The following is a 26120-nucleotide window of genomic DNA, read 5'->3' as shown; positions in this document are numbered from 1 at the left end:
AAATCGCCGCTTTATCAGCTGCGACATATGGAATCAGTCACGAGTTAAGCGGAGATAAAACATCCGCATAATGCCGGATTAAATCCTTGTCAGGTTCCCTACCCACGCATCAACGCGGCCGATCTGCCAGGCATCAAAATCAGCAACATTCTATTCTCCGAACCGGAGGATGGATCGTTATCCGACCAGCGGCGCTATGCACCGATTATTGCGCTCAAAGCCTGCGAATGATTGGCGTCAGCAAACATCCGCGTTGATCGGCCGCAGCTGTTCCCTTAAGCACCAAAGATCAAATCCCGCGTGGTTCCATGGGCACATCCCTTAAATTAGCAGCCGGCAGCATTGTGGTCGGCTGTCTCGTGCTGGCGTTGAAATACGCTGCTTATTACGTCACCGGCAGCGTGGCGCTCTATTCGGATGCCCTGGAGAGCATCCTCAACGTCGCGACCGCGGTGGCTGCTTTCATCGCGGTGCGCGTCAGCGCAACGCCGCCCGACGCCAATCATCCCTACGGTCACCAGAAGGCCGAATATCTATCTGCCATTGCGGAAGGCGTTCTGATCCTCGCTGCCGCACTGGCGATTTTCTACGCAGCCTATCGCGGATTCCTTCAGCCCAGACCGCTTGAGGCGCCCCTCAAGGGATTGCTTATCAATGCGGCAGCAAGCAGCATCAATGCGGCGTGGTATTTCATTCTGCTCAAGGCAGGAAAAAGGCTCCGCTCTCCGGCTCTGATCGCCGACGCCAAACATCTATGGACCGACGTTGTCACTTCAGCCGGCGTTCTCGTCGGTGTTGCACTGGTGTGGCTGACCAATCAGCCGTTTCTGGACCCGCTTATTGCCGCAATGGTCGCAGTCAACATCCTGTGGGCTGGGTGGAAGCTGATGCGGTCCTCCGTCGGCGGGTTGATGGATGAAGTCGTACCGGAAGAAACGCTCGCCAAGATCCGAGAGATCATTTCCTCTCACGCCGAAGGCGCGCTCGAGGCGCACGACCTCCGCACCCGTCAGGCGGGCCGTGCGATCTTCATCGACTTCCATCTCGTCGTTCCGGGCAACATGACGGTCTCGGAATCACACATGCTGTGCGACAAGATCGAGGCCGCGCTGCGGAAAGAGATTTCCGACATCATGATCTCGATTCATGTCGAGCCCGAAGAAAAAGCCAAGCATCCTGGCGGCGTGCCGGTCGTCGGATAGACGGCGTTACTCGAAGGTCATGTCCACGCATCTGAGAACCGGCGGGGACACACCGGCGCCAAGTTCGATACAAGCCCTGACCTTGCGCGTGGTGACATCGGCCGCCCAGATCGCCGTGCCACCATTGCCGAAGAACGCATTGGTGTTCGGCGGCTCGGTTTCGACAGCATCGAAATCATAACTGGAATTGTCGGGAAACACCTTCGTCTTGAGTTGGCAACCGCCGCTGCCATCCGCTCCGAGAACAGTCGAAACATCGCGCGTCACTGACACCTGCACTCCGCAGCGATAGAATTCCGACGTTACCGTATTGAACAGATACGCATACGATTTGCACGCGATCACCTGCCGTTTTCCCGGCATCAGCACCTTACTGCATGAAATTCGGTGATTGTGGCTGAGCTTGAACGTGGCGTCTGCATGCGCAATCGCCGGCAACACCAGAGTGCAGGCCGCGACGGCGGCTGCGAAAATCCCCGCTCGACACGATATCATCGGCGCTCCGGAATGGCTTGGCATGAAGATCACGCGGGTTCGAGACGAGACGGCTGAGCCGCAATCAGATGATTGATCTGCCCTTCGAGCATCGCAGGTTCGGGGCGATCAGCCGCAGCGTGTAAAACGACTCGCAATGCCGCTGCAAGATCAATCGCTGCAATCATCCCGTCGCAAACGGGCTTGACCAGACGATCCACGATCACATTCCAGTTTGCGATGTCCCGATGGTAATCCGCGCCCGACCCGCAGACGATATCCGCGCTTCGCACCATCTCGATGACAGCCTCCGGCTGGGTGGACCGGACGCGGTCGATCATGTGTAACCATCGCTCGACCCAGGCGTTCTCGCTCTTCGCGCGCCGCGAGTAGCTTCGCGCGTAGCGCAGCAGCGCCCAAGCTTCGGTCCAGCGCCGTTTCCATCCGGCTTGAGGGGAGAACGTCAATACGACAATCCGCCTTGAGAGCCGCAGGTAGGACATTACAATGAGAGCCGTATCGGCGGCATCCGGTGGCAGCATTCCGGCGAAGTCGCAGAGGCAGAAGGATGCCCGGCGGCTCGGAGAGGAATTGCCATCCCCGCTCTCCGTCAACGTCGCCTGCGCGACGCTCGGAGGGTCTGCATAGCGCATCCGCATATCCATGCGGGGGGCGAGCGAGACGAGAAATGCGCAGGGCTCCTTGCCCGGCCCGGCATACCGTCCGACGCGATTGAGATACACAAGCGCGTAATCCGGATCCTGATAGATCATCAGCGCCGCAACGGCGCGCTGCACGATGTCCGCCGCTTCCGGCTGCAGATACGGAGCCAGTTCGGCTAGCCGGTTTTCCGCGACCCAGGGCTTGCGCGATGCTTCGCCGAAATAGCGCTCCTTGAGCAGCCTGAAATCGACGGGCAATCTCATGGTGCAGGTTTTCCGCTGAGTGCCGCGACTTGCGCTTCGAGCCTGCCGACATTCTGAAACAACCGCGCGCTAACCAGCCGCAGAAAATAAAATCCGAATTCCGGATTCTGCACGTAAAGTTCTTCCACCTTCTGGTAGGTGACGCTGAGAACCACGCCCTTCTCCACGCACTCCAGCGTCTGCGTGCGTGCATTGTCGGGCGACAGCATACCGAACTCGCCAACGATGGAGCCGACCGGCAGTTCGATGCCCGATTCCACGAGATGAAAACGGCCGCTGACGATGTAGTACATCTCCGTCGCACGCTCGTGCTTGTAGAACAGCACTTCACCCGGTTGGCAACGCCGTTCGGTCATGAACGGCTTCAACCAGTTCATGGACAGGTTTCCGCTCACCGAGCGCTTGACGTTGCGAACCAGCACCAGCATTTCGCGCAGACGATAGATATTCAGCGGCAGCAAAATCAGATGCAGCGCCACGATCGGATAATTCCGATGCGACATGGCATAAAGAATAAACACCACATTGGTGATGATGCCGACAATGCGCAGAGGGATCATAGTGCGCATGGTGTAACCAGCGACGACGAATGCCGACGCGATCAAGCCTCCCGCGCCGGAGGCGAGACCTGACATATCCGAAGCAACACCTGAGATATCCATGGGCCAACCAGCCTTTTGTCACAGACAAAGCGCGATCGGTTCGATGCCGATCTCATCAAACTAAAATCAATTCAAGTCCGGCCCCGCTCGGCCCTCAAATCCTGATCGACAGGCCTTCCCGCGCCATCACCGTTCCCGGTCGCATCCGCGCGGCATCGGCCGCGATCCGATTGAGAGCGTCGTCGTCGTGTTCGGGGGCGTGGTGAAACAGACACAAGTTTTTCACCCCGGCGGCATCGGCAAATGCAATGTTCTGCTGCCAGCTCGCGTGACCCCAGCCCGCGTATTTCGTCAGTTCGCTGTCGGTATAAGTTGCGTCTACGACGAGACAATCGGCATCCTTCGCCAGCGCAAGCATTTCGAGGGAAGGTTCGGCGTCCATCGCCGTATCGGTCACATAGCAAAACACACGCCCGTTGAATTCCAGCCGATAGCCGGTCGCGCCGCCCGGATGATCGAGCGCAGCCGTGCGCAGAACGATACCCGGGCGAGGCGTCAGCACATCGCCCCGCGAAAAATCATTGAAGGCAACACCGGCACGGAATTCATCGAGACCGATCGGAAACAGCGGAAAACTCAGATATCTGTCGAGCGCGGCCCGAAGTCCACCCACCTCTTTCAGGCCGGCCGCCCACAGCCGAAGGCGACTGTCTTTTTCAAATGCCGGCTGAAAAAACGGCAGTCCAATTAGATGATCGATGTGCAGATGGCTGAAAAACAGATCGATCTCGCCGGGCTGTCCCGCCAGTGCCTCGCCAAGCCCGCGCAGGCCGGAGCCGGCATCGAATATCACTCGGCTTTCGCCGCAAAGAACTTCGACGCAGGATGTATTGCCGCCGTAGCGCGCAGTGTCCGGTCCTGGACAGGCGATACTGCCGCGAACACCCCAGAATTTGATCGTAATGGAATCTGACATCATCAACAGGCTCAAACGGGACAAAACATCATATCGGGTGGGTGCAAGGCAGGCTCGCGGTTTTTCATCTATTTCATCGTCATCGCAAAAACGCCATTCCAATCGGGCGACGGCGGCGTTGTCCGGAACGCTTCGATCCGTCCGGCGTAGAGGTCGAACAGCGTCGTCAGCCGACGGCCATCGTCAAGTGCCCGCGCCTTTTCCGCCGCGTTCAGCGCGCCTTCCCAATCACGGCTGCGATAGCGCCAGATCATATCGATGGTCAGATTGCGCAGCTTTTGAAATCGCTCCGAATGCGCGAGATCGGCACGGCCAAGAATGGCATAGATCACCTCCGGCTCCTGCTTTCCCTTCACGGTGACGAGATCCATCTCGAGGATCGCGAGCTTGTCCTTTGCGGCCAGCGCTGTCTTCGACCCGACAATAATGGGTACGCCGTAGGTTGCCGATTGGCTCTCCAGCCGCGAGGCCAGGTTCACGCTATCGCCAAGCACCGAGTAATCGAATCGCAGGCTCGACCCCATATTGCCGACGACGCACAGGCCGGTGTTGAGGCCGACGCCGACGTTCAAGGGCATAAACGGCCTGCCCTGCTCGGTTGCCTCCTTCGCCCGCTCCTTATTCAGTTCATCAACTTTATCCAGCATGTCGAGCGCCGCCTCGCAGGCGTTGACGGCATGTTCGGCGTCATCAATCGGCGCATTCCAGAACGCCATGATGGCGTCACCCATGTATTTATCGATCGTGCCTTTGCGTGCGAGGATCGCATCGGTCAACGGCGTCAGCAGACGGTTCATCAGCGACGTCAGTCCCTGAGGGTCGTGCCGGTAGGATTCGGAAATCGTCGTGAAGCCGCGGACGTCGCTGAACATCACAGTCATCTCGCGCTCCTCGCCGCCAAGGACCAGACGTTCGGGCGCCTGCGCTAGCTGTTCCACAAGAGCGGGGGACAAATACTGCCCAAAGGCCGAGCGGATACGGCGGCGCTGTGCTTGCTCGCGCACATAACCGTTGAATACCAGCGTCAGATAGACCACGGCGCTCGCAAGCAGCGGGAAGGTGAAATCGACCAGCAGCTTCTCGCGCGCGAACAGATACCAGGATGCACCCGCGAGCATCGCAGCGACCGTACCGCCCAACAGCAACAACGCGACGGGGCTCAACACCGGCGCAAGCCAGACGATCAAAAGACCGAACAGCATCGCAGCAACGATTTCCGCGCCGAATGCGTAGTTCGGCTGCGACAGGACCGAATCCGTCAACACGTTTTCCAGCACCTGCGCGTGGATTTCGACACCGGGCATCACGCGGTCGAGCGGCGTGGTTTTGACATCCAGAAGTCCCACGGCGGAAGTGCCAATGATGACGAGCTTGCGCGAGAACACGTCGGTGCCGCCCTTGCCGTCCAGAACATCCGCCGCAGAGACGTAACGCGCCTGATCGTGCTTGCTGAAATAGACCCAGAGCTGGCCGTTGGGATCGGTGGGGATTTCAAAGCCGGGCACGCCTACACTTTTCACGCCCGCATCGTCCGACTTGACGAGAAGCGTGTTCGCATTCGCCGCAATCCGCAACATGTCGAAGGTCAGCGACGGCATCAGGTTGCCCTGCGCCATCATGATGAGCGGGACGCGCCGGACGATGCCGTCACGTTCGGTGCGGATCGTGAAAAGTCCACGGCCCGGGGCCGCCTGCTCCAGAACCGGCGTGTTACGCAGCCGTCCGGGGAAATTCATGAGATACGGCGACGGGTCGCCGCCAAGCGTGGCAAGGCCGAGTGGCGGCAGATCGACGGCGGGCATCGGTGTCAGATACGGCAAACCGGATTCGCCAAGCACGACGGGAGAACGGCGCAAAACTTCAGCAAGAACCTGATCATTATCCGGCAAGCTCTTGAGTTGCATGCGCATTGCATCGTCGAGATTCCGAAAACTATCCACCACGCGAGATGGCGACAACCGGTCAGGTTCAGCGAACACGATATCGAAGGCAATCACGGCGGCACCCGCCCCCGTCAGCCGCGACACCAGATCGGCGACGAGGGTGCGCGACCATGGCCACTGACCAAACCGGGCAAGGCTCGCTTCATCGAGATCGACGATCACGATGGGGCGTTCGAGAGCCTTGCGGGGTTTAAGAATTTGATAGGTATCGAAAACTCTTAGACGCAATTCTTCAAGCGGTACCGGATCAATGGCGCGCAGCGCGACGAGAGACGCCAGCAGACCGAGGCACAGGATTCGGGCGTAGCCGAACCGGCGGGCGAGCCGAAAGGAGCGCCGGAAGGTACTTTGTGAAAGGGACATGGCGGCGGACGTCAGGTTCCCGGTTGCTGAAGGCCCGCCGGCGAGGTTTGGCGCGCCGCCCGATATTGTCCGGTTCCCGTCCCGAAATCCACCAGCCCGGTGCCGCACGGCCCGGCAAAATCCACGCCCCGGAAAGGCCGGAAGCCGATCGAGCACCCATGCTCAGGGAGCTCACGCCCTCGACATGCTGCGGACCATCTCGATCGCGATGGCGATACCGGCGGCGATCAGAATCCAGTGGGGGTTATCACAGAAGATTGCACCCTGCCGGCAGACCTCATACGACAAGGTCCAGCCCGAATGCTGCGTCGCGCTAGCCAGATAAAACAGGCCGCTCGCGCCCAACAAACCCAGGATCAGCACAAACATCGGTGTTCTCCGTGTTGCTGCCGGTAGTCTCGATGCCGAGACGTAAATCAAGGCTTGCGGCGATCTCCGAAACAAAAGGGCATTTGTGAATTTTAACAATCCCGGTTCCGGAACAGAAGCCGCCCGCTCCCGTTCCCTTCCGGGGAGATGAACCATGGCAACCCGTTCACAACGCCTTTCCGAATTTGGCGAACAAGGCACGCCGCCTGCAGGCGTGCCGGTGCAGGTCCTGTGCGAGGATAAAAGCGGGACCTACCAGCTTCCGTTTGCCTGCCGTTGGGCCGGCAACGGTTGGGAAAACTGCGAGTCGGGCAATCCGGTCGAGGCCCATGTCGTGGGATGGCGCTGGCCGGCAGAGACCGGCAAGCGCCAAAACTGAAGGCAGATTTTAAGGCTTACTTCTGGGTTTTCTTCCATGCCTCGTAGCGCGCCTTGGTGTCGGCGCTCATCGGATAAAGCCCCGGCAACGGCGCACCCTGCTGAACCTCATTGACGATCCACGCTTCAACACGCTCCTGCTCCTCGCCCTGCTCCAGGATCAGCGGCAGGAAAGCCTGCGGAATCACGACTGCGCCGTCCTCATCGGCCACGATGATATCGTCCGGAAACACCGCGACGCCGCCGCAGCCTATCGGCTCGCCCCAGTTCACGAAGGTGAGGCCCGCGACCGACGGCGGAGCCGCCGCGCCGTCGCACCAGACCGGCAGGCCGGTACCCAGCACGCCTTCCACGTCACGCATCACGCCATCGGTAACGAGCGCGGTGACGCCCCGCTTTGCCATGCGCATGCACAGGATGTCGCCGAAAATGCCGGCGTCGGTAATCCCCATGGCATCGACGACCGCGATACAGCCTTCCGGCATCGCCTCGATCGCGGTGCGGGTGGAAATCGGCTTCGACCACGATTCCGGCGTCGCAAGATCCTCGCGCGCGGGGACAAAACGCAGCGTGAAGGCAGGGCCGACGAGCCGCTTCTGCCCCGGCCGAAGCGGGCGCGTGCCGCGCATCCAGACATTACGCAGCCCCTTCTTCAGAAGCACTGTGGTGATAGTGGCGGTGGAAATACGTTGCAGCAGTTGAACCGTCTCGGCGGGCAGCGACATTGGCTGGAATTCCTTTGTATGAAGAGGCGGCATGATGCGAAGCACTTCGCTCGCGTCAAGCGCATCTCCCGGCGAATGCTTCTAGGTGAATCTTCTCGCGAATAAAGCGCTGGACGCCATCAGCCCGTCCCGGCATCGTTTGTCCATGAACAGCCAACCTTCCCGGCCATCAAAACCACGTGTTCTTGCCTGCGGCGATACCGCGCTCGCCGTTGAGTTCGGCACCACCATGGATGCCGAGAGCAACCGTCGGGTTTTCGCGCTGGATCGCGCGCTAAATAACATGCCGGTCGAGGGCGTCACCGAGACGGTCCCGACCTATCGCTCGCTTCTCGTCCATTACGATCCGCTCAAGCTCGGCTTTCCCGAATTAAGCGATCGTCTACTCGCTCTCCTCGACCAGCCGAATATCGCAGAGCGTGCGTCCCGCCATTGGCGCATACCGGTCGCCTATGGCGGTGCGTTCGGTCTCGATCTCGATGATGTCGCAAAGGTGCACGGCATGTCACCGGATGAATTGATCCAGCGTCACAGCGCGCCGCGCTATGACGTGGCCATGATCGGTTTCACGCCGGGCTTTTCCTATCTGCGCGGTCTCGATCCTGCTATCGCCACGCCGCGACGGACGCAGCCACGCATCTCCACGCCTGCGGGCACGATCTCGATCGGCGGCGTGCAGGCCGCTTTGCAATGCCTCGCAGGCCCCAGCGGCTGGCATCTTCTTGGCCGTACACCGGTGCGGACCTTCGATCCGCAACGCGCGCCTGTCTTCCTCATCGAACCGGGAGACACCGTGACATTTCAGCAAATCGATGCGGCTGAATTCGAACGGCTCGAACGCCTCGCAGAGCAAGGTGCCGCGATTGCGGAGCTGATCGCGTGAACGCTCTCGACATCATCACCGCCGGGCCGCTGACATCGGTTCAGGATTTTGGCCGGTTCGGCGCGCAGCGTTACGGCCTCACACCCAGCGGAGCGATGGATCGGCTGTCACTGGCTGCCGCCAACGCGCTGGTGGGACGTCCGCTGTCCGCACCTGCCATCGAAATCGGGCCGACAAAAACCGTGTTTGTCGCGCGCGGCGGGCCACTATGCGTGGCACTCACCGGCGCACTGCGTTTCGCCCGGATCGGCGGCGATGCGTGCCCGCTTTATCGCACGTTCACCCTTCGCGACGGCGATACGCTGACACTCGATGCTGCACGCAAGGGCGTCTTCAGCTATCTCGCCGTTGCAGGCGACCTGACAGGCGAGGCGACGTTCGGCAGCTTCTCCGTTAACGCGCGCGCCGGACTGGGCAGCCCCTATCCTCGTCCGCTTCGAAGCAGCGACCGGCTGGCATTCGAGAATGTAACGTCGCTGCCGGACCGCAGCATGATTCCACCCGTATTCGGGGAAGGCTATATTCGGGTCGTGCCGGGACCTCAGCATGATGAATTTGGAAAATCCGCCGAAATCTTCTGCAATTCGCTGTGGCGCATCTCGCCGACGAGCGACCGCATGGGCTATCGTCTGGAAGGCCCTGTCCTCACTCATGCCGGGAATTTCAATATTGTTTCGGACGGCACCGTCGACGGCAGCATTCAGGTCGCAGGCGGCCAGCCCATTGTGCTGATGAAGGATCGCGGCACAACCGGCGGCTATCCCAAGATCGCTACCATCATCTCTGCAGACCTCGGCCGCTTTGCGCAGACGCGCCCCCGGCATACACTCCGCTTCGTGGCGATCGACGTCGCCGCCGCCCAACAGGAAGCGCGCGCATTCCATGCGCTGCTGCAATCCCTGCCGGACAGAATACGGAACAGCGCATGACGATTCAGGTCGACATCAACTCCGACATCGGTGAAGGCGTGGGAGACGACGAGGCTATGCTGAGCGTGGCCACCAGCGTCAACGTCGCTTGTGGATTCCATGCCGGCAATCCCGGCACCATGCGAAGAATTGCAACACAGGCCCGCGCGCGCAGCGTCGGTATTGGCGCACATCCCGGCTATCACGATCTGGCTGGTTTCGGACGCAAGCCGATGCCCGGCCTCAGCGCCAGCGAGATTGAAAATCTTGTTGCCTACCAGACTGGCGCGCTGTGCGCAGTGGCTTCGCTCGCAGGCCACAAGGTCACACATGTGAAGGCGCACGGCGCATTGTCGAACGCTGCCTGCTCCGACGCTATGATCGCCAATGCCATCGCGGCGGCCGTTAAGGCGGTTGATCCAAACCTCGCCTTCATGGTGTTACCGCAGACTGAGCTCGCCCGCGCGGCGGACCGCACCGCACTAAAGCCGATCCATGAGATCTACGCCGATCGCGTCTATCAGGACGACGCACAGCTTCTTCCTCGTAGCCGGAGCGGCGCCGTTCTGCATGATGCCAATGAGATCGCGCAGCGAGTCCTGCGCATGGTGACGGAGCAGTCCATCATTGCAGCTTCAGGAAAGGTCATCCCCACACCCGTGGATAGCGTCTGCGTTCATGGCGACACGCCGGGCGCGGTGGAGATTGCGAAAGCCGTTCGTGCGGCGCTGGAGCAAGGTGGCGTAAAAATCTCACCGTTCAGCTCTCGGCCATAGCCACCTCGCGCTGATCGTTCTGCTTTTCATCGGGGAGGGTTTCCGCAACCAGCCGTCGCAACTCCGGAATGCACGATCCGCAATTGGTCCCCGCTTTGAGTTGCGTGCCAAGATCAAGATACGAGCGTGCCGCACCGGACTTCAATGCATCGCAGATCGTGTTGCGACCGACACCAAAGCAAGCGCAAACGATGGGCCCTACGCTCGCGATACCATCCAATGCTTTTCCCGATAGCAGCAGGCGCCGCTGCTCGGCATTCACCGTTTCCACGGCGAACAGCGCCTTGACAACATCCCAGTCCGACGAGCGATCTGACGGCTCGACAAACAGGCATCTCGTCAGCCTGTCGCCATCAAATGACGCCGCCCGGTATATGCCCCCCGCACCGTCCAGATACTCCGCGACGTCATGCTCGCCACAGCCTTTATTGAACCAGGCCTGCCATTGTACGCCCCGTTTCGACGCAAGCAGATAGCCGTAGCCACCTGTGACGGCGACACGCGCCCACCAGATGCTCTCGGGAAACGACATAACGTCGCGCGAGAGAGCGAACCCGTACTGCGGATAATCGCAAAGAGATAGAGCGACAGGCGTAGCCTTGTTTTCCGGCTGCCCCGAATACGGGTCAATGTGGGGCGCGACCAGCGCGCCGACCCGGGCGGAGGAAGATGTCTCATCGCTCCAATGAATCGGAGCGAACAACATGCCGGGCTGCTGCCGATCCGTCACGATCACTTTGAGCACACACTTGCCGAAGTCAGTTTCGAGCCTGGCAAATCCGCCATCCACGACACCCGCAGCGCACGCATCACGCGGATGAATTTCGACAAACGGAAACCGCAGATGCTGGCCCAGCCGCGGGCTAAGCCCTGTGCGGGTCATGGTGTGCCACTGGTCGCGAATGCGGCCGGTGTTCAAGAGCAACGGCCGACTAGCGGATCTTTCACCGCGCAATGCCGGAATTTCAGGGGCAACGAACCGCGCCCGCTGGTCACCGGTGAAGAAGCCTCCCTCCGCAAAGAAACGTTCCGAGACGCTCGTATCAAGACGCGCGGGCCATAGAGTCGGCGGGAGCCGATTAAACTCATCTTCCGTGATTTCGGAAAATGCACCGAGATCGAAATCGCGTGTGCCGTTGTTCTCGAATGACGACAGGCAGCAGTGCTCGCGGAAAATCTCTGCGGACGATTGATAGGAAAACGCACCCTCATAACCGAGCCGCTTGGCGATCTCGCTGACGATCCACCAGTCCGGTTTGGCATCACCTGCCGGCGTCATGAACGGCCGTTGTCGAGACACCCGCCGTTCCGAATTCGTCACCGTGCCGGATCGCTCGCCCCAAGCCTGTGCGGGCAGTAACACATGCGCCCCGGCATTAATGCTGTCGTTCGAGCGTACATTGTCCGAGATCACAAGCAGATCGAGCTTCTGCATGGCGAGCCGTACTGCATCCGCGTTCGGCAGCGACACCGCCGGGTTTGTTCCCATCACCCAGAGTGCCTTGATCTCACCGCGTTCGATGGCCTCGAACATCTGAACGGCCTTGAGCCCTTCATGTGTCGCGATGCGCGGCGCCTGCCAGAACCGCCTCACACGATCGATATCGGGCGGCGTGAAATTCATATGTGCGGCTAACTGGTTTGCGAGACCGCCCACTTCGCGGCCGCCCATCGCATTAGGCTGCCCCGTCAGCGAGAACGGACCTGCGCCGGGTTTTCCGATCCGCCCCGTTGCGAGATGGCAGTTGATGATGGCATTGACCTTGTCGGTGCCCTGCGCCGACTGGTTGACGCCCTGCGAATACAGCGTAACGACCTTGTCGCTGGCGGCAAACAGGCGAAAGAATGCCTCGGCATCGGCTTCGCTCAATCCAGTCGCAAGCGCTGTTGCCGCAACACTCGCCGCGATCCTGCGCGCCTGCGCCAGCGCATCCTCGAAGCCCGAAGTGTGATCTTCGATAAAGTGACGATCGATGGCATTCCGCGCGGCGAGATGAACCAACAGACCGCTGAAGAGCGCAGTATCCGTCCCCGGCTTTAACCCAAGAAAAAGGTCAGCGTCGCTGGCGGTGTCGGTTCGGCGTGGATCGACCACGATGATTTTTGCGCCCCGCTCTCGCTTATTCGCGAGTATGCGTTGGTACAGAACCGGATGACACCACGCGGCGTTCGAGCCGACGAGTACAAGCAGATCGGCCTTGTCGAGGTCGCGATAATTCCCCGGCACCGTATCAGATCCGAAGGCACGCTTGTGCCCCGCGACGGCCGACGACATACACAACCGCGAATTCGTGTCGACATTGGCGCTGCCAATGAACCCCTTCATCAGCTTGTTGGCAACGTAATAATCCTCCGTCAGCAACTGCCCGGAGAGATAGAACGCGACGGAATGCCGTCCGTGCTTGGCAATGATGTGATGGAGACGTTGCGCGACATGATCAAGCGCATCGCTCCACGCCACAGGTTCCATCTGATCGTTCGAACAGCGGACCATCGGATTCAGCAACCGCTCATGAAGACCGAGCGTCTCGCCTAGCGCCGAACCTTTTGAGCAAAGACGGCCGAAATTGGCTGGGTGATCGGGATCACCCTTGATTGTTGCCCTGCCTTTGCCATCGGGCGTCGCCAGTACGCCACAACCGACACCGCAATAGGGACATGTCGTTCTCACGGTCGACGGAGGAGTTTCCATCTCAGTCATAACAGCCTGCGATCAATAAACGTCCTGCTGATATCGACCTTTCTTCTTCAGATCGGCCACGAACGCGACAGCTTCGTCAGTGGAGCGCGCGCCGAATTGAGCTGCGATATCGACCAGCGCACGCTCGACGTCCTTGGCCATTCGTTTTGCGTCTCCGCAGACGTAGACATGCGCACCATCCGCGAGCCACGACCACAATTCGCGGCCGACCTCGCGCATGCGATCTTGCACGTAGAATTTCTCATCGCGATCGCGCGACCATGCCAGCGACAGCCGTGTCAGATGACCCGATGCCTTCATCGCATTGAACTCATCCGCGTAAAAGAAGTCGCATTCGCTGCGCTGATGACCAAAGAACAACCAGTTGCGTCCCGGTGCGCCGGTCGCCTGCCGATCGTGCAGGAAGGCGCGGAACGGCGCGACGCCCGTGCCGGGGCCGATCATGATGACCGGTATCTGCGGATTCTCCGGCAACCCGAAGCCATGGGCCTTCTGGACGTAAACCCTGAGCGTGTCGCCCGGATTGATCCGTTCGGCAAGGAACGTGGAGGCGACGCCGATGCGCTTGCGCTTGCCGATCACATAGCGGACCGTATCGACAGTCAGCGATAGACGGCTGGGCGTCGCATTGTGCGACGACGAGATGGAATAGAGCCGCGGCTGCAACGGGTCAAGCGCCTCGATGAAAGCCTCCGGATGCGGACGAACACCGGCGAATTTCTGCAACGTCGCCATCACGTCGAGATGCGCGGCGTCACCGTCCGGATCGTCCCCCGAAGCCAGCGCACGCGCCTTTTCACGCACAGCACCGCCCGTGATGAAGGAGATCAGCTCGAACAGCGAATCCGGTGCAGGTGACAGCGACACATCCTCGCGCAACACATCGCGCAGTTTCTTGCCGTTGATCATTGTCTCATGCGAAACGCCGAGCAGTGCGATAATCTGATCGACCAGCCCGAGATCATTGGTCGCGAACACGCCGAAAGAATCGCCGACAACGTAATCGAGGCCGGGCCCCGACAGATCGAACTCGATATGCCATGTCTCCTTCTCCGATCCCGGTTTATTCAGCAGACGACGGGACAGGAAAATCGCCTCGACCGGATTGTCGCGCGAACGGCCAGGTTCACCCGCTGGCTTCGCGCCCGAGTCTTTGGCGGCCTCAGTTGCGGCCGTTGGGTCTCCGGGCGCGGTGCCTTTCTCGAGTTCTTCGTGCAACGATTTCAGCATGCGGGCGGTTTCCTTGCCACCCGGCACGCACAGGTTCAGCCGGGCCTCGGCCTTATTGGCAATCGCCTCAGAGTAATCGTGGCAATTGTAACCGCACTGACCGCAATCCTGCTGCGCCATCGCCGCCATCATCCGCCGCCGCAGCGGCCGGCCCTCGGCAAGTTTCATGCGGTCGGCAATCGGCATCGTCTGATCGTGCCACGGCGCTTCACCGTCGTCGGCATCGCCGGTGGCCGCGGCCATCACGGCGGCACCCTGCTCCGGCGACAGCGGCGTCACGGCATTATCGAGCGAGACCAGTCCTGCGAAGAATCCATTCAGCCATGACCGCTGTTCATGCGAGAACGGCGCGGTCTCCGGGATAATTTCGAGCTGGCTCGGAGATGTTCTCTGATTCATCAGGCGACTTCCATTTCAGTCATGTGCCTGAAGGCGTCGATATCGGTCCGCTTCGCAAAATCGAGGAAACTCTCTGTCTCCGACGCGCGGTTGGCGAGATATGCCTTCAGAACACGCTCGACGGTTTGCGGCGCATCCGCTGCCTTCACGTCACGAAACAGTTCGCGCGCGATGGCGGCATCGGCCCCAAACCCGCCGCCGACCAGCAGATGATAGCCATCGACGGTATCGCCCTCGTCATTGATCGGGACGCGCGCACCGATCAGCCCGATATCGCCGATGTAATGCTGCGCGCAGGAATGATGGCAGCCGGTCAGATGGACGTTCACCGGCGCACTCAGGGGCACCCGCGGCTCGCACCAGGACGCGATCTCCTCGGCGTTCTCCTTGGTGTGAGCGGCGGCGAAACGGCACCCCGTCGCCCCTGTGCAGGCGACCAGCCCGGCACGTAACGCCGAAGCAGTCACCGCAAGCCCAAGCGTTTCGATAGCGGTGACAACGGTTGCGACATTGATGTTCGCAACGCCGGAGATCAGCAGGTTCTGCCAGACAGTGAGGCGGATATCGCCGTCACCATACTCGGCTGCGATCTTCGCCAGTGCTCTCATCTGTTCCGGCGACAACCGACCCAATTTCAGCGCTACGCCGATCCAGTTCAGTCCGGCTTGCTTCTGCGGATGAATGCCGATGTGAGCAAGCCGGTCATAAGCCGGACGCGGTGCGATCGCCTCCGCAGGCACGCGCGCCAGCTTACGACCAAGCTTTTCCTCTACTGCCACAAGAAACTTGTCGAAGCCCCAGGCATCGAGCACGTATTTCAAGCGTGCCTTGTTGCGATTGGTCCGATCACCGTTTTCTATGAAGACGCGCAGAATGGCATCGGCGACGCTGACAGCCTCCTGCGGCTTGAGAATGACACCGGTATCGCGAGCGAAATCCTTGTGGCCGGTGATGCCGCCAAGACCGAGCCGGAAGTAGATGCCTGCATCGACACCGAATCCGGCGCACACCTCAACAGCCTGAAACGCGATATCGTTGGTTTCCTCCAGCGTGGCGACGCACCCTGCTCCGTCGAACGCGACGTTGAACTTGCGGGGCAAGCCATACAGCGAGCGATCGTTGAGAATGTGGAAGTGCCACGCCCGCGCATAGGGCCGCGTATCGAGCAACTCCTGTGGATCGATGCCGGCGGTCGAGGTGCCGGTGACGTTGCGGATATTGTCCGCGCCGGAACCGCGAGAACACAGTCCCAGATCCTGCAGCCCTTCGATCACGTTGATCGCATTTTTCGGTTCGATCTCGCGGAGCTGCAGATTGGCGCGGGTGGTCACATGGGCATACGGACCACCGAAGTTCTCTGCGAGATCGGCCACGCCTGCAAACTGCCAATACTTGAGAATGCCGTTCGGAATTCGCAGGCGGCACATATAGGACGACTGCGTCGGAGCCACATAAAAAATGCCATAATAGCGCCAGCGGAAATTATCCGGTGGCTTCGGAGCTTCGTTCATCTCGGCTTGCCGCACGAGGCGCGGATAGGCATCAAATGGATGCTCCTCCCGCTTGATTTTCTCCTGATCGCAGAGCTTGCCTCCCGCAGCGACAGTGCGGTCTTGCGCCTTGAGATGAATGGCGTCAGGTCCGATCGGTTCGCTCCTAGCTGGTGCACCAGCGCGTGCGACACGCGTCGCACTGAGGCCCGAAACAAAACCCTCAAGATAGCGCTTCTGGTCTGGAGAGAAATCGCTCGACATCTGCTACGCAGCCTTCAACTGGGTAAGATCGCGGCCAAACATCATGTCACCACGGATTGCTTCGATCGGGACGGCCGTCCTGATGAGGTCGAGATACCAGAGCGCGTCCGTCGTATCGCCGACCAGCACCGCACCCGTGAGACGATCATCGGTAATCACCAGTTTCTTGTACGTGCCTCGCCGTTCGTCGTTGAACACGAGCGTCTCGCCTTCGGCAGCAAGAAAATCACCGGCCGAGAAAACACTCACACCCGAGACTTTGAGATTGGTCGCGACAATGCTGCCGGAATACTCCGTTGCGCTGCCGGCGAGGTGCGTAGCCAGCACCTTCGCCTGCTCGTAGGCCGGCTCCACCAGTCCGTAGCAGGTGCCGCGATGCTCGGCGCATTCGCCGAGCGCGAAAACATTCTCGACACTCGTGCATATCTGGTCATCCACCACGATGCCACGATTGACCGGAACGCCCGCCTCTTTGGCAAGCATTACGTTGGGCCGGATGCCCGCCGCAAAAACCACGGCATCTGCCGCAATGACGCGCCCATCCGCCAGTTCGACACCGCCGACTTTACCGTCGCCCACGATCTGACGAGTATTGGCGCCAAGAAGAATCTCGATGCCCTTGTCTTCGACCAGTCGCTTCAACAGTACTGCTGCCGGCGCATCGAGCTGCCGCTCCATCAGCGACTCCATCAAATGCAACAGTGTGACCTTCGCCCCCGCCTTCGCCAGCCCATAAGCCGCTTCAAGCCCGAGCAGCCCACCACCGATAACCACAACACGGTTTTTCGCTTTGCCAAGCGCCAGCAACTGGTCGACATCGCAACTGTCGCGAAAGGTGTGCACACCCGGAAGGTCCGAACCCGGGACCGCGAGACGCAACGGTATCGATCCCGTCGCGAATACCAGTTTTGAAAACGGCACAGTCAGGCCGCTCGCAAGATGCACATGACGCGCGGCGAGATCGACCGCATCCGCCGCGCAGCCATAAGTCACGGTGACACCGCGATCGCGCCACCACGCGGCGGATCTCAGTTCAATTTCCTGCGACGTCGCTTCGCCTGCGAGCACCGAAGATAACAGCACCCGATTATAGGCCAGGCGCGGTTCGTCGCCGATCACGGCGATTGCGTAGCGCCCAAGCGCACGCTTGGCCAATTCCTCGACAAGGCGGGCGGCCGCCATGCCGTTACCGATGATGACAAGGGGTTCGCTCATGTTGCTGCCTCCTTATGCCGCCTCGACAAAGCGATGACGCTCGTAAAGGAATTCAAGCACGCGCTGGCGGCACTTCAGGTAGACCGGGTTGGACGCCAGCTCGAGCCGCTTGCGCGGATGTGGCAGCGGCACATCCAGAACCTCGCCGATATGAGCGCTCGGGCCGTTGGTCATCATCACGATGCGGTCTGACAGCAGTACGGCCTCGTCGACATCGTGGGTGATCATCATCACCGTGTTGTCGAGCTTCTGATGCAGGGCCATCACGGTGTCCTGCAGATGCGCGCGGGTCAACGCATCGAGCGCGCCGAACGGCTCGTCCAGCAGCAGCACTTTCGGCTCCATCGCCAGCGCGCGGGCGATACCGACCCGCTGCTTCATGCCACCGGAAATTTCTGACGGGCGCTTATCCTTGGCGTGGGCCATCTGCACGAGGTTGAGATTGTGCATCACCCATTCGTTCCGCTCGGCACGGGTCTTGGTCCTGCTGAAGACTTTGTCGACGCCAAGCTTCACGTTGTCGTAGACCGTGAGCCATGGCAGCAGGCTGTGGTTCTGAAACACCACGGCGCGATCCGGGCCTGGCGAATTCACCTCGCGCCCTTCCAACAGCACTCCGCCCCGCGTCGCGCCGGTCAGACCCGCCACGATGTTGAGCAGCGTGGACTTGCCGCAGCCGGAATGGCCGATGATGGAAACGTATTCGCCGCGCGCGACTGTCAGGTTGATGTCCTTCAGCACCTCCGTCGAAGCGCTGCCGCGCGTGAAGACCTTGTCCATATGATCGAGCTTCAGATAGTCCTGCATGGCAGTCTCCTTAGGCAACCGACGTGCCGCGCGTGAAAAAGGCACCGATCGTCGCGATCATGCGATCGAGAACGAATCCGATGATGCCGACGTAGAACAGCGCGAGGATGATTTCGCTGATATGCGAGGAATTCCACGCATCCCAGATGAAGAAGCCGATGCCGACGCCGCCGATCAGCATTTCAGCCGCGACGATCGCGAGCCATGACAGACCGATACCGATGCGCAGGCCCGTGAAGATGTACGGCGCGGCCGACGGAATCATGATCTTCCAGAAGAACTCGAAAGGATTGAGCCGGACCACGGCCGCGACGTTGCGATAGTCCTGCGGAATGTTGCGAATGCCGACAGCGGTGTTGATGATGATCGGCCAGATCGACGTGATAAAGATCACGAAGATCGCCGACGGCTGGCCGTCGCGAAATGCGGCGAGCGACAAAGGCAGCCACGCGAGCGGCGGAATGGTCCGCAGCACCTGGAAAATCGGATCAAGGCCGCGCATCGCCCAGACCGACTGCCCCACCAGCGTCCCAAGCGCGATGCCCGCAATCGCGGCGAGCGAATAGCCCAGTGCGACGCGCTGCAGGCTCGCCGACAAATGCCAGAATAGCCCCTTGTCGATTCCGCCATTGTCGAAGAACGGGTCGAAGATAAGATCTTTGGTGTCCCGGAATACTTTCAGAGGCGGCGGCAGCGTCGCGCCACTCTTACTACACAGCAATTCCCACACCACGAGAAACAGGGCGATCACGATCACCGGCGGCAGGATGTGCGCGGCCGCGGACTGCAGGAGCTTCCAGCCCTCCTCGGTCCAGGGTGTCTTCTTGACGGTCATTTTGAATACGGATGCGGGTTCGGGGGGCGAGGATGTTCTCGTCGGCATTTCAGACTTGACCGCAGGCATGTTCATAACGGCGTGTCTCCACATTGCTTGAGTGGACCACCCGTTTGCGGGCGGCCCGTTGTCGTCACGCATCCACACGCTTGATGGCGAGAGACTTCAGATAGGCAGCCGGATTTTCGGGGTCGAAAATCTTGCCGTCGAAGAAGGTCTCCTTGCCGCGCGAGGTCGAGGATGGAATATCCGCCGCCGCGATGCCGAGATCCTTCGCCGCGTCCTTCCAGATATCTTCGCGGTTGACCTTCGCGATTAGCGCCTTGGCATCGTAACCGGACTCGTATTTGCCCCAGCGGATATCCTCGGTGATGAACCAGAGGTCGTGACTCTGGAACGGATACGAGGCGTGATCCTTCCAGAACCTCATCTGCTGCGGGCTGTTCTCGACCACGCGGCCGGTGCCGTAATCGAACTTGCCCTTCATACGGTCGGTCACGTCTTCGACAGGCACGTTGATCCACTGGCGCTTGGCGCAGATAGCCGCCGCTTCCTCACGGTTCTCCGGCTTTTCGCACCACTGCTGAGCTTCCATCACCGCCATCAGCAATGCCTTTGCTGCCTTCGGATACTTGTCGACATAAGCAGCGCGCATGCCGAACGACTTTTCCGGATGCTTGTCCCAGAGCTCCCCGGTGGTGAGCGCGGTGTAGCCGATGTTCTGGTGGATGAGCTGAAGGTTCCAGGGTTCGCAGACGCAGAACGCATCCATCGTGCCGACCTTCATGTTGGCAACCATCTGCGCGGGGGGAACGACGATGGTCTCAATGTCCTTGTCAGGATCGATGCCGCCCGCCGCCAGCCAGTAGCGGATCCACAGATCGTGGGTGCCGCCGGGAAACGTCATCGCGGCTTTGATCGACTTGCCGGATGCCTTCTTCTTCTCGAGTGCAACCTTGAACGGTGCGGTATCGAGACCGACCTTGAGATCAGCATATTCCTTGGCGACGGAGATGCACTGGCCGTTCAGATTGAGCCGCGCCAGAATGTACATCGGCGTCGGTACGTTGTTCTGCGTGACCTTGCCCGCGGAGATCAGATACGGCATCGGCGTCAAAATATGCGCGCCGTCGATGCCGTTGCCTTCCGAACCGAGCACCAGGTTGTCTCGCGTGGTGCCCCATGACGCCTGCTTTTCGACGGTGACGTCGGGCATGCCGTACTTGGCGAAGATGCCCTTCTCCTTCGCGACGAACAGCGGCGCCGCGTCTGTCAGTGCGATAAAGCCCAGCCTCGCCTTGCTGGTCTCCGGTCCGGCGCCTTCCGCGAATGCACCGCCGGGAAAATTCAAACGGGCCGCCGCGAGCAGCGCTGCGGTCCCTGCACCCGCCTTCATCAAACCGCGCCGGCTGATCCCATGCCCCGTCGGGGACTGCTTCTTCTCCATCCTCATGCCATCCTTTCGACGCCGCGTTGCTGAGCAGCCGCCTGGGCCGCCGACCTGCTCGGTCACCGTCATCTATTCAAGCGGCGTGCCAGTCGGCTTCGGGACGAAAGTCATTTAATTTTCAACTGCTTAGATTTCGCAGGCCACCCTTGACGTTGTTCGACGGCCAGCAGTAGTGCTAATTTTTATGCAGTGCACAAAACACAGGCAGAACAACTCGACTTCAAGCAGACAGGCGTGATTTCGACGCGCTCGGTTCTCACGCTCCGCTTGCTCTTAAAGCCTTGTATTCAGAAGAGATCGGGGATAGCTCCTGCGCTTCTCCGGACAAGCCGATGAATCAAGCCGTTCCTCCAAAAATCAGTTTCGTGTCGCTCGGGTGCCCCAAGGCACTGGTGGATTCCGAACGCATCATCACGCGCCTGCGCGCGGAAGGGTACGAACTCGCCCGCAAGCACGACGGCGCGGACATCGTCATCGTCAACACCTGCGGTTTTCTCGACAGCGCCAAACAGGAGTCGCTCGGGGCCATCGGCGAAGCCATGGCCGAGAACGGCAAAGTCATCGTCACCGGCTGCATGGGCGCCGAGCCCGAGCAGATCGAGAAGGAATACCCCAACGTCCTGTCGATCACCGGCCCGCAGCAATATGAGAGCGTGCTCGACGCCGTGCATCGCGCCTTACCGCCGATGCACAATCCGCATCTCGATCTGCTGCCGCCGCAGGGCATCAAGCTGACGCCCCGGCACTACGCCTATCTGAAGATTTCAGAAGGCTGCAACAACCGCTGCACCTTCTGCATCATCCCGAAGCTGCGCGGCGATCTCGTCTCGCGTCCCGCCAACGATGTGCTGCGCGAAGCGGAAAAGCTCGTCGCCGCCGGCGTCAAGGAGCTTCTGGTCGTGTCACAAGACACGTCTGCTTATGGCGTCGACATCAAATATGAATCGAGCCCGTGGAAGGATCGCGAGGTCCGCGCCCGCTTCCTCGATCTCACCCGCGAACTCGGCGAACTCGGCGCATGGGTGCGCCTGCAATATGTCTACCCCTACCCGCACGTCGATGACGTCATCGCGCTGATGGGCGGCAACATCCTTCCCTATCTCGACATCCCCTTCCAGCACGCGAATACGGAGGTGCTGAAGCGCATGCGCCGCCCGGCTGCGCAGGACAAGACGCTGGCGCGCATCCAGAAATGGCGCGAGCAATGTCCGGACCTCACGCTGCGTTCGACTTTCATCGTCGGCTTTCCCGGCGAGACCGAGTCCGAATTTCAGGATCTGCTCGACTGGCTTGACGAAGCCCAGATCGACCGTGTCGGCTGCTTCAAGTACGAACCTGTCGCCGGCGCGACGTCGAACGCGCTCGACAACCCGGTGCCGGACGATATCAAGACCTCGCGCTGGAACGCACTGATGGCACGCCAGCAGAAAATCTCTGCACGGCGACTAAAGCGCAAGGTCGGGACCCGCCAGCAGGTCATCATCGACGAAGTTGGACCGAGCGTCGCCAAGGGCCGCTCGAAGGCCGACGCGCCGCAAATCGACGGCTCGGTTTATGTTTCAAGCCGCCGCCCCCTGAAGGTCGGCGACATTGTCACCGCAAAGATCGAACGCGCCGACGAATACGACCTGCACGGCACCGTGGCGGGATTTTAAGGCGCCTTACGGCTTCAACACCGATGCGCCGGTCGTCACCCGGCTTTCCAAATCAATGTGCGCCTTGGCGGCGTCCTTCAGCGCGTAGGCGCGATTGATCGGCACATGCAGCGTGCCGTTGATCACAGCTGCGAACAGCGCGTCCGCACCTTCCATCAGATCCTTCCGGGTCTCGATATGATCGGCGAGCTTAGGCCGTGTGACGAACAGCGAGCCATGTGTATTCAATTCATTGACTGAGAACGGCGGCACCGCGCCTGAAGCGTTACCGAAGCTGACGAGCAGGCCGCGCTTCCTCAATGATCGTAGAGAGCCCTGGAATGTATCCTTGCCGACGCCGTCATAGACCACGTCGCATAGTTCGCCGCGACTGATCTGCTTCACGCGCTCTGCGAAATCCTCCTCCTTGTAGAGGATGACGTGATCGCAACCATTGGCCATCGCGAGATCGGCCTTCTCGCGTGAACCGGCAGTGCCTATCACGGTCGCGCCGAGAGCCTTGGCCCACTGGCACGCAAGCAGCCCGATGCCACCCGCCGCAGCATGAATCAGAACACGATTCCCTTGCTGCACGTGGAACGTCTTATGGAGAAGGTACCAGACCGTCAGGCCCTTCAGCATCAGCACGGCGCCCTGCTCGTAGGTAATGTGATCGGGCAATTTCACCAGCCGGTCGGCCGGTGCGTTGCGTTCCGTCGCGTACGCTCCGAGGTTGAGGTAATAGGCCACCCTGTCGCCGGGATGAAAATTTGTCACTCCCGGCCCGACAGCAATGATTTCGCCCGCGCCTTCATGGCCGACCGTGAACGGCAGACTCGGCGCCTTGTACAACCCGCTGCGGAAATAGCAGTCGATGAAATTGATGCCGATCGCATGATGGCGAATTCGGACCTCACCCTGGCCGGGCGGAGGCAACTCAACGTCCTCGTAAGTCAGGACGTCCGGTCCCCCGAGTTTGTGCACCCGCACAGCCTTGATCATCGTTTTCTCCCTGCACTACTTGCGCAGACGGAAATGCATCGGGCGGCAAATGTCAACGTGGAGGATCGGCGGCCCGCCGGTGCACCTTTTGCTTACTCGGGTTGCACCTCAACGACCCATCATGGTCTGATCCAGCGGCGGATTTGAACGACAAGATCAGAAAACAGGACGTATCCGGCGATTGCGCACAACACAATCTTCACCACCGTCGGCACGTCGAAATCGGCGACGATCGTATAAATCGACAACACGGCTCCGACGCCGATCAAGACCAGCGTCAACGGGCGTCCCCGCGCCGTGCGCAGCGGATGCAAAGTATGAAACGGAGTGAACGTCAGAATGACAAATGCCGCAAGCACGGCGGTCGCGACAACGGGCGACGGCTTGAGCAGCAGAAGATAGAACGCTGCCGCATTCCATAGCGCGGGAAAGCCGCGGAAATGATTGTCCTCGGTCTTCATCCGCAGGTCGGCGAAGTAAAGTGCTCCCGACATGACAATGGCCAGTCCGATCAGCGGCGCGGCCAGAGGCAGCAGCAATTTACTCGCCACGATCGCGTAGGCCGGCACGAACACATAGGTGAGGAAATCGACGACGAGATCGAGAATTGCGCCGGACCAGTTCGGCAGCACATCGACGACATCGAAGCGGCGCGCGAGCGGTCCGTCGATGCCATCGACTAAAAGTGCTGCGCCGAGCCAGACGAACATCATCGCCCAGTGTTCACGGACGGCTTCCAGCAAGGCCAGAAAGGCAAGCGCCGCTCCGGAGGCGGTCAAAAGATGAACGGCGAACGCACGCGCCCGCGTGGACGCGTCAGGGCTGCGGGATGGGGCACGCGAGTCGGTCATCCAACCCATGACTAACAGGATTGTGTTAGGCTTGCACTGCAACTCTCGCGCTCGGCGGATGTCCTGCCTGACGTCGACCCATGCCGAAAAAGCTGTTATCGCTCCCGCATGGATACTCCCGGCACCTCTCAATTCGCCGTTGCCATTGTCGGCGGCGGTCCTGTCGGCCTCGCCACCGCGGTTGGCCTTGCGCAGAACGGCGTCCCTACGGCGCTTGTCGCCCGCAAGGCGGCTTATGGCGACAATCGCACCACCGCCCTGCTCGGCGGCTCGATCGATTTCCTGACGTCGCTGCAAATCTGGTCCGGCTGCAAACAGCAGGCGGCGGCGCTGCGGGTGATGCGGCTGATCGACGATACCGGACGGCTGGTGCGTGCGCCCGAGGTCCGGCTGTCGTCCGAGGAAATCGGAGAGGAAGCCTTCGGCTACAATATCGAGAACCGCATTCTCGTCGCCGCGCTTGAGGCTCGTGCTTCAGAATTGCCGAATCTCGTGCGCTATGATGATGACGCCAGCACGATCCGGAGCGGCGTGACCGCTGTGGAGATCGAGACCGGCAACGGCGCGCGCATAAGCGCAACAACCGTCGGCGGTGCCGATGGCCGTAACTCCCTGGCGCGCCGCAGCGCGGGGATCGAACTGCGGACGCGCACGCTCGACCAGTCCGCCGTCACCTTCAATACCGCGCACAGCCGGCCTCACGACAACATCTCGACCGAATTTCATACGCCGCATGGCCCGCGCGTTTTCGTGCCGCTGCCCGGCATGCGGTCGAGCGTTGTCTGGGTAACGACGCCGGACGAGGCTGCAAGCCTGCAATCGCTGTCCGACGGCGAACTTGGCCTGCGCGCCGAGCGTCAGGCGCATTCGATCCTCGGCAAGATGCGCGCGGAGGGAGAGCGTCACGTTTTCCCGCTGACGGTGCAAAGTCCGGCAGCGCTCGCCGCGCACCGCATCGCACTGCTTGGCGAAGCTGCTCACGTCTTTCCGCCGATTGGTGCGCAAGGACTTAATCTCGGATTGCGCGACGCCGCCGATTTCGTACGGATCATCACGACCGCGCATCAGGCGGGCGAAGACCTCGGTTCGGCTCACGTGATGGCGCAATATTCACGGGCTCGCCGCGCCGATATCGCGAGCCGCAGCGCCGTGATCGATTTTGCCAACCGCTCGCTCCTCAGCGACTTTCTGCCCGTGCAGATGATGCGCGCTGCCGGCCTTCATCTTCTCAATGTCGCCGATCCGCTGCGCCGTTTCGCCATGCGCGAAGGACTCGCCCCCTGGTGGAGGCGTTCGGCCTGATTCCTTGAACGCCACGATTTGTGGCATTTCTCCAAGCAACAGCCACAATCCTGATTTACCGCAGACTCACGATGAAAGCGCGAACCGCAAAATTCCAGATCGGCCAGGTCGTCCGTCACCGCTCCCTTTCGTTCCGGGGCGTGATCTTCGACATCGATGCCGAATTCAACAACACCGAAGAGTGGTGGATGTCTATCCCCGAGGAGATGCGTCCGCACAAGGACCAGCCATTCTATCATCTGCTGGCAGAGAACTCGGACTCCGAATACATCGCCTATGTTTCGGAGCAGAACCTGCTGCCGGACGAGACCGGCGACCCGGTCCGTCATTCGCAGGTGTCGGAAATCTTCATCAAGGACAAGGCCGGCGGATATCGCCAGCGCAATCTGTCGCTGAACTAGGCGCACCCCGCCTC

Annotated in this window: 24 protein-coding genes; 8 read left to right on the top strand and 16 right to left on the bottom strand. The window is 60.6% G+C overall.

Annotated elements, in window-relative coordinates:
* The first annotated feature begins 308 nt into the window (after positions 1-308).
* Positions 309-1202: a cation diffusion facilitator family transporter gene (locus tag HMPREF9697_RS03730; protein WP_002715815.1), complete on the top strand. Its 894-nt coding sequence runs from the start codon at positions 309-311 to the stop codon at positions 1200-1202.
* 6 nt (positions 1203-1208) lie between these two features.
* Here HMPREF9697_RS03730 and HMPREF9697_RS03725 read toward each other — a convergent pair whose 3' ends face one another.
* The 6 genes from HMPREF9697_RS03725 to HMPREF9697_RS03700 form a co-directional block, all read right to left on the bottom strand.
* Positions 1209-1697, bottom strand: a complete 489-nt coding sequence (locus tag HMPREF9697_RS03725) for a hypothetical protein (protein ID WP_002715814.1) — start codon at positions 1695-1697, stop codon at positions 1209-1211.
* 29 nt (positions 1698-1726) lie between these two features.
* Complete coding sequence (locus tag HMPREF9697_RS03720; protein ID WP_002715813.1) at positions 1727-2602, bottom strand: DUF6537 domain-containing protein; 876 nt, start codon at positions 2600-2602, stop codon at positions 1727-1729.
* Entirely contained in the window at positions 2599-3264 is a 666-nt protein-coding gene (locus HMPREF9697_RS03715; protein ID WP_002715812.1) for a Crp/Fnr family transcriptional regulator, read from the bottom strand. Before HMPREF9697_RS03715 ends, HMPREF9697_RS03720 begins: the two co-directional genes overlap by 4 nt.
* A gap of 94 nt (positions 3265-3358) precedes the next feature.
* Positions 3359-4183, bottom strand: a complete 825-nt coding sequence (locus tag HMPREF9697_RS03710; protein ID WP_002715811.1) for an MBL fold metallo-hydrolase — start codon at positions 4181-4183, stop codon at positions 3359-3361.
* A 65-nt stretch (positions 4184-4248) separates the two neighbouring features.
* On the bottom strand, positions 4249-6486 hold the full coding sequence (locus HMPREF9697_RS03705; protein ID WP_002715810.1) for a CHASE2 domain-containing protein: 2238 nt from the start codon (positions 6484-6486) through the stop codon (positions 4249-4251).
* 171 nt (positions 6487-6657) lie between these two features.
* Positions 6658-6855 carry a hypothetical protein gene (locus tag HMPREF9697_RS03700; RefSeq protein WP_002715809.1) on the bottom strand — a complete coding sequence of 66 codons (198 nt, stop codon included), beginning with the start codon at positions 6853-6855 and terminating at the stop codon, positions 6658-6660.
* A gap of 154 nt (positions 6856-7009) precedes the next feature.
* Here HMPREF9697_RS03700 and HMPREF9697_RS03695 point away from each other — a divergent pair, with 154 nt between their 5' ends.
* A complete protein-coding gene (locus HMPREF9697_RS03695; RefSeq protein WP_002715808.1) occupies positions 7010-7234 on the top strand; it encodes a hypothetical protein in 225 nt (74 codons plus the stop codon).
* A gap of 16 nt (positions 7235-7250) precedes the next feature.
* Here the strand turns inward: HMPREF9697_RS03695 and HMPREF9697_RS03690 are convergent, their stop codons facing one another.
* The gene (locus HMPREF9697_RS03690; RefSeq protein WP_002715807.1) at positions 7251-7958 is read right to left on the bottom strand and encodes a ribonuclease activity regulator RraA; all 708 of its coding nucleotides are present in this window, start codon (positions 7956-7958) and stop codon (positions 7251-7253) included.
* A gap of 145 nt (positions 7959-8103) precedes the next feature.
* Between HMPREF9697_RS03690 and pxpB the strand changes: the two genes are divergently transcribed.
* From pxpB to HMPREF9697_RS03675, 3 genes are read left to right on the top strand one after another with little or no spacing between them, the layout of a single operon-like run.
* Positions 8104-8841 carry a 5-oxoprolinase subunit PxpB gene (pxpB, locus tag HMPREF9697_RS03685; protein WP_040308102.1) on the top strand — a complete coding sequence of 246 codons (738 nt, stop codon included), beginning with the start codon at positions 8104-8106 and terminating at the stop codon, positions 8839-8841.
* Positions 8838-9770, top strand: a complete 933-nt coding sequence (locus HMPREF9697_RS03680; RefSeq protein WP_002715805.1) for a 5-oxoprolinase subunit C family protein — start codon at positions 8838-8840, stop codon at positions 9768-9770. The genes pxpB and HMPREF9697_RS03680 overlap by 4 nt, the downstream gene beginning before the upstream one ends.
* Positions 9767-10525 (top strand): LamB/YcsF family protein, encoded by a 759-nt coding sequence (locus HMPREF9697_RS03675; RefSeq protein ID WP_002715804.1) that lies wholly within the window; start codon positions 9767-9769, stop codon positions 10523-10525. Before HMPREF9697_RS03680 ends, HMPREF9697_RS03675 begins: the two co-directional genes overlap by 4 nt.
* Here the strand turns inward: HMPREF9697_RS03675 and HMPREF9697_RS03670 are convergent.
* The 7 genes from HMPREF9697_RS03670 to HMPREF9697_RS03640 are packed head-to-tail and all read right to left on the bottom strand — an operon-like array spanning position 10509 to position 20913.
* Positions 10509-13226: a nitrate reductase gene (locus tag HMPREF9697_RS03670; protein ID WP_002715803.1), complete on the bottom strand. Its 2718-nt coding sequence runs from the start codon at positions 13224-13226 to the stop codon at positions 10509-10511. The two genes, HMPREF9697_RS03675 and HMPREF9697_RS03670, sit on opposite strands and share 17 nt — an antisense overlap.
* 12 nt (positions 13227-13238) lie before the next feature.
* Complete coding sequence (locus HMPREF9697_RS03665; protein ID WP_002715802.1) at positions 13239-14855, bottom strand: sulfite reductase subunit alpha; 1617 nt, start codon at positions 14853-14855, stop codon at positions 13239-13241.
* Entirely contained in the window at positions 14855-16609 is a 1755-nt protein-coding gene (locus HMPREF9697_RS03660; protein ID WP_002715801.1) for a NirA family protein, read from the bottom strand. Before HMPREF9697_RS03660 ends, HMPREF9697_RS03665 begins: the two co-directional genes overlap by 1 nt.
* A gap of 3 nt (positions 16610-16612) precedes the next feature.
* Positions 16613-17824, bottom strand: a complete 1212-nt coding sequence (locus HMPREF9697_RS03655; RefSeq protein ID WP_002715800.1) for an NAD(P)/FAD-dependent oxidoreductase — start codon at positions 17822-17824, stop codon at positions 16613-16615.
* 12 nt (positions 17825-17836) lie between these two features.
* Complete coding sequence (locus HMPREF9697_RS03650) at positions 17837-18631, bottom strand: ABC transporter ATP-binding protein (RefSeq protein ID WP_002715799.1); 795 nt, start codon at positions 18629-18631, stop codon at positions 17837-17839.
* Between the two features lie 10 nt (positions 18632-18641).
* Positions 18642-19541 (bottom strand): nitrate ABC transporter permease, encoded by a 900-nt coding sequence (gene ntrB, locus HMPREF9697_RS03645; protein ID WP_002715798.1) that lies wholly within the window; start codon positions 19539-19541, stop codon positions 18642-18644.
* Between the two features lie 58 nt (positions 19542-19599).
* Positions 19600-20913, bottom strand: a complete 1314-nt coding sequence (locus HMPREF9697_RS03640; protein ID WP_002715797.1) for a CmpA/NrtA family ABC transporter substrate-binding protein — start codon at positions 20911-20913, stop codon at positions 19600-19602.
* 335 nt (positions 20914-21248) lie between these two features.
* Here HMPREF9697_RS03640 and rimO point away from each other — a divergent pair, with 335 nt between their 5' ends.
* Entirely contained in the window at positions 21249-22571 is a 1323-nt protein-coding gene (rimO, locus tag HMPREF9697_RS03635; RefSeq protein WP_002715796.1) for a 30S ribosomal protein S12 methylthiotransferase RimO, read from the top strand.
* 6 nt (positions 22572-22577) lie between these two features.
* Here rimO and HMPREF9697_RS03630 read toward each other — a convergent pair whose 3' ends face one another.
* The gene (locus HMPREF9697_RS03630; RefSeq protein WP_002715795.1) at positions 22578-23552 is read right to left on the bottom strand and encodes a quinone oxidoreductase family protein; all 975 of its coding nucleotides are present in this window, start codon (positions 23550-23552) and stop codon (positions 22578-22580) included.
* A 119-nt stretch (positions 23553-23671) separates the two neighbouring features.
* Positions 23672-24412: a phosphatidylcholine synthase gene (gene pcsA / locus HMPREF9697_RS03625; protein WP_002715794.1), complete on the bottom strand. Its 741-nt coding sequence runs from the start codon at positions 24410-24412 to the stop codon at positions 23672-23674.
* 99 nt (positions 24413-24511) lie between these two features.
* On the opposite strand from pcsA, the gene HMPREF9697_RS03620 reads away from it, so the two are divergent.
* A complete protein-coding gene (locus HMPREF9697_RS03620) occupies positions 24512-25705 on the top strand; it encodes a UbiH/UbiF family hydroxylase (protein ID WP_002715793.1) in 1194 nt (397 codons plus the stop codon).
* A 71-nt stretch (positions 25706-25776) separates the two neighbouring features.
* Positions 25777-26106 carry a heat shock protein HspQ gene (gene hspQ / locus HMPREF9697_RS03615; RefSeq protein WP_002715792.1) on the top strand — a complete coding sequence of 110 codons (330 nt, stop codon included), beginning with the start codon at positions 25777-25779 and terminating at the stop codon, positions 26104-26106.
* Positions 26107-26120: the final 14 nt, after the last annotated feature.

The organism is Afipia felis ATCC 53690 (genome assembly GCF_000314735.2).
Classification (GTDB): Bacteria; Pseudomonadota; Alphaproteobacteria; order Rhizobiales; family Xanthobacteraceae; genus Afipia; species Afipia felis.
The sequence above is the reverse complement of the archived record's forward strand: the minus strand, read 5'-3'. Positions and strand labels throughout refer to the sequence as shown.

Coding starts and splice junctions, on each gene's coding strand:
- HMPREF9697_RS03730 (WP_002715815.1), top strand. CDS start 309: ATGGGCACATCCCTTAAATTAGCAGCCGGCAGCATTGTGGTCGGCTGT.
- HMPREF9697_RS03725 (WP_002715814.1), bottom strand. CDS start 1,697: ATGATATCGTGTCGAGCGGGGATTTTCGCAGCCGCCGTCGCGGCCTGC.
- HMPREF9697_RS03720 (WP_002715813.1), bottom strand. CDS start 2,602: ATGAGATTGCCCGTCGATTTCAGGCTGCTCAAGGAGCGCTATTTCGGC.
- HMPREF9697_RS03715 (WP_002715812.1), bottom strand. CDS start 3,264: ATGGATATCTCAGGTGTTGCTTCGGATATGTCAGGTCTCGCCTCCGGC.
- HMPREF9697_RS03710 (WP_002715811.1), bottom strand. CDS start 4,183: ATGATGTCAGATTCCATTACGATCAAATTCTGGGGTGTTCGCGGCAGT.
- HMPREF9697_RS03705 (WP_002715810.1), bottom strand. CDS start 6,486: ATGTCCCTTTCACAAAGTACCTTCCGGCGCTCCTTTCGGCTCGCCCGC.
- HMPREF9697_RS03700 (WP_002715809.1), bottom strand. CDS start 6,855: ATGTTTGTGCTGATCCTGGGTTTGTTGGGCGCGAGCGGCCTGTTTTAT.
- HMPREF9697_RS03695 (WP_002715808.1), top strand. CDS start 7,010: ATGGCAACCCGTTCACAACGCCTTTCCGAATTTGGCGAACAAGGCACG.
- HMPREF9697_RS03690 (WP_002715807.1), bottom strand. CDS start 7,958: ATGTCGCTGCCCGCCGAGACGGTTCAACTGCTGCAACGTATTTCCACC.
- pxpB (WP_040308102.1), top strand. CDS start 8,104: ATGAACAGCCAACCTTCCCGGCCATCAAAACCACGTGTTCTTGCCTGC.
- HMPREF9697_RS03675 (WP_002715804.1), top strand. CDS start 9,767: ATGACGATTCAGGTCGACATCAACTCCGACATCGGTGAAGGCGTGGGA.
- HMPREF9697_RS03670 (WP_002715803.1), bottom strand. CDS start 13,226: ATGACTGAGATGGAAACTCCTCCGTCGACCGTGAGAACGACATGTCCC.
- HMPREF9697_RS03665 (WP_002715802.1), bottom strand. CDS start 14,855: ATGAATCAGAGAACATCTCCGAGCCAGCTCGAAATTATCCCGGAGACC.
- HMPREF9697_RS03660 (WP_002715801.1), bottom strand. CDS start 16,609: ATGTCGAGCGATTTCTCTCCAGACCAGAAGCGCTATCTTGAGGGTTTT.
- HMPREF9697_RS03655 (WP_002715800.1), bottom strand. CDS start 17,824: ATGAGCGAACCCCTTGTCATCATCGGTAACGGCATGGCGGCCGCCCGC.
- HMPREF9697_RS03650 (WP_002715799.1), bottom strand. CDS start 18,631: ATGCAGGACTATCTGAAGCTCGATCATATGGACAAGGTCTTCACGCGC.
- ntrB (WP_002715798.1), bottom strand. CDS start 19,541: ATGAACATGCCTGCGGTCAAGTCTGAAATGCCGACGAGAACATCCTCG.
- HMPREF9697_RS03640 (WP_002715797.1), bottom strand. CDS start 20,913: ATGGAGAAGAAGCAGTCCCCGACGGGGCATGGGATCAGCCGGCGCGGT.
- rimO (WP_002715796.1), top strand. CDS start 21,249: ATGAATCAAGCCGTTCCTCCAAAAATCAGTTTCGTGTCGCTCGGGTGC.
- HMPREF9697_RS03630 (WP_002715795.1), bottom strand. CDS start 23,552: ATGATCAAGGCTGTGCGGGTGCACAAACTCGGGGGACCGGACGTCCTG.
- pcsA (WP_002715794.1), bottom strand. CDS start 24,412: ATGGGTTGGATGACCGACTCGCGTGCCCCATCCCGCAGCCCTGACGCG.
- HMPREF9697_RS03620 (WP_002715793.1), top strand. CDS start 24,512: ATGGATACTCCCGGCACCTCTCAATTCGCCGTTGCCATTGTCGGCGGC.
- hspQ (WP_002715792.1), top strand. CDS start 25,777: ATGAAAGCGCGAACCGCAAAATTCCAGATCGGCCAGGTCGTCCGTCAC.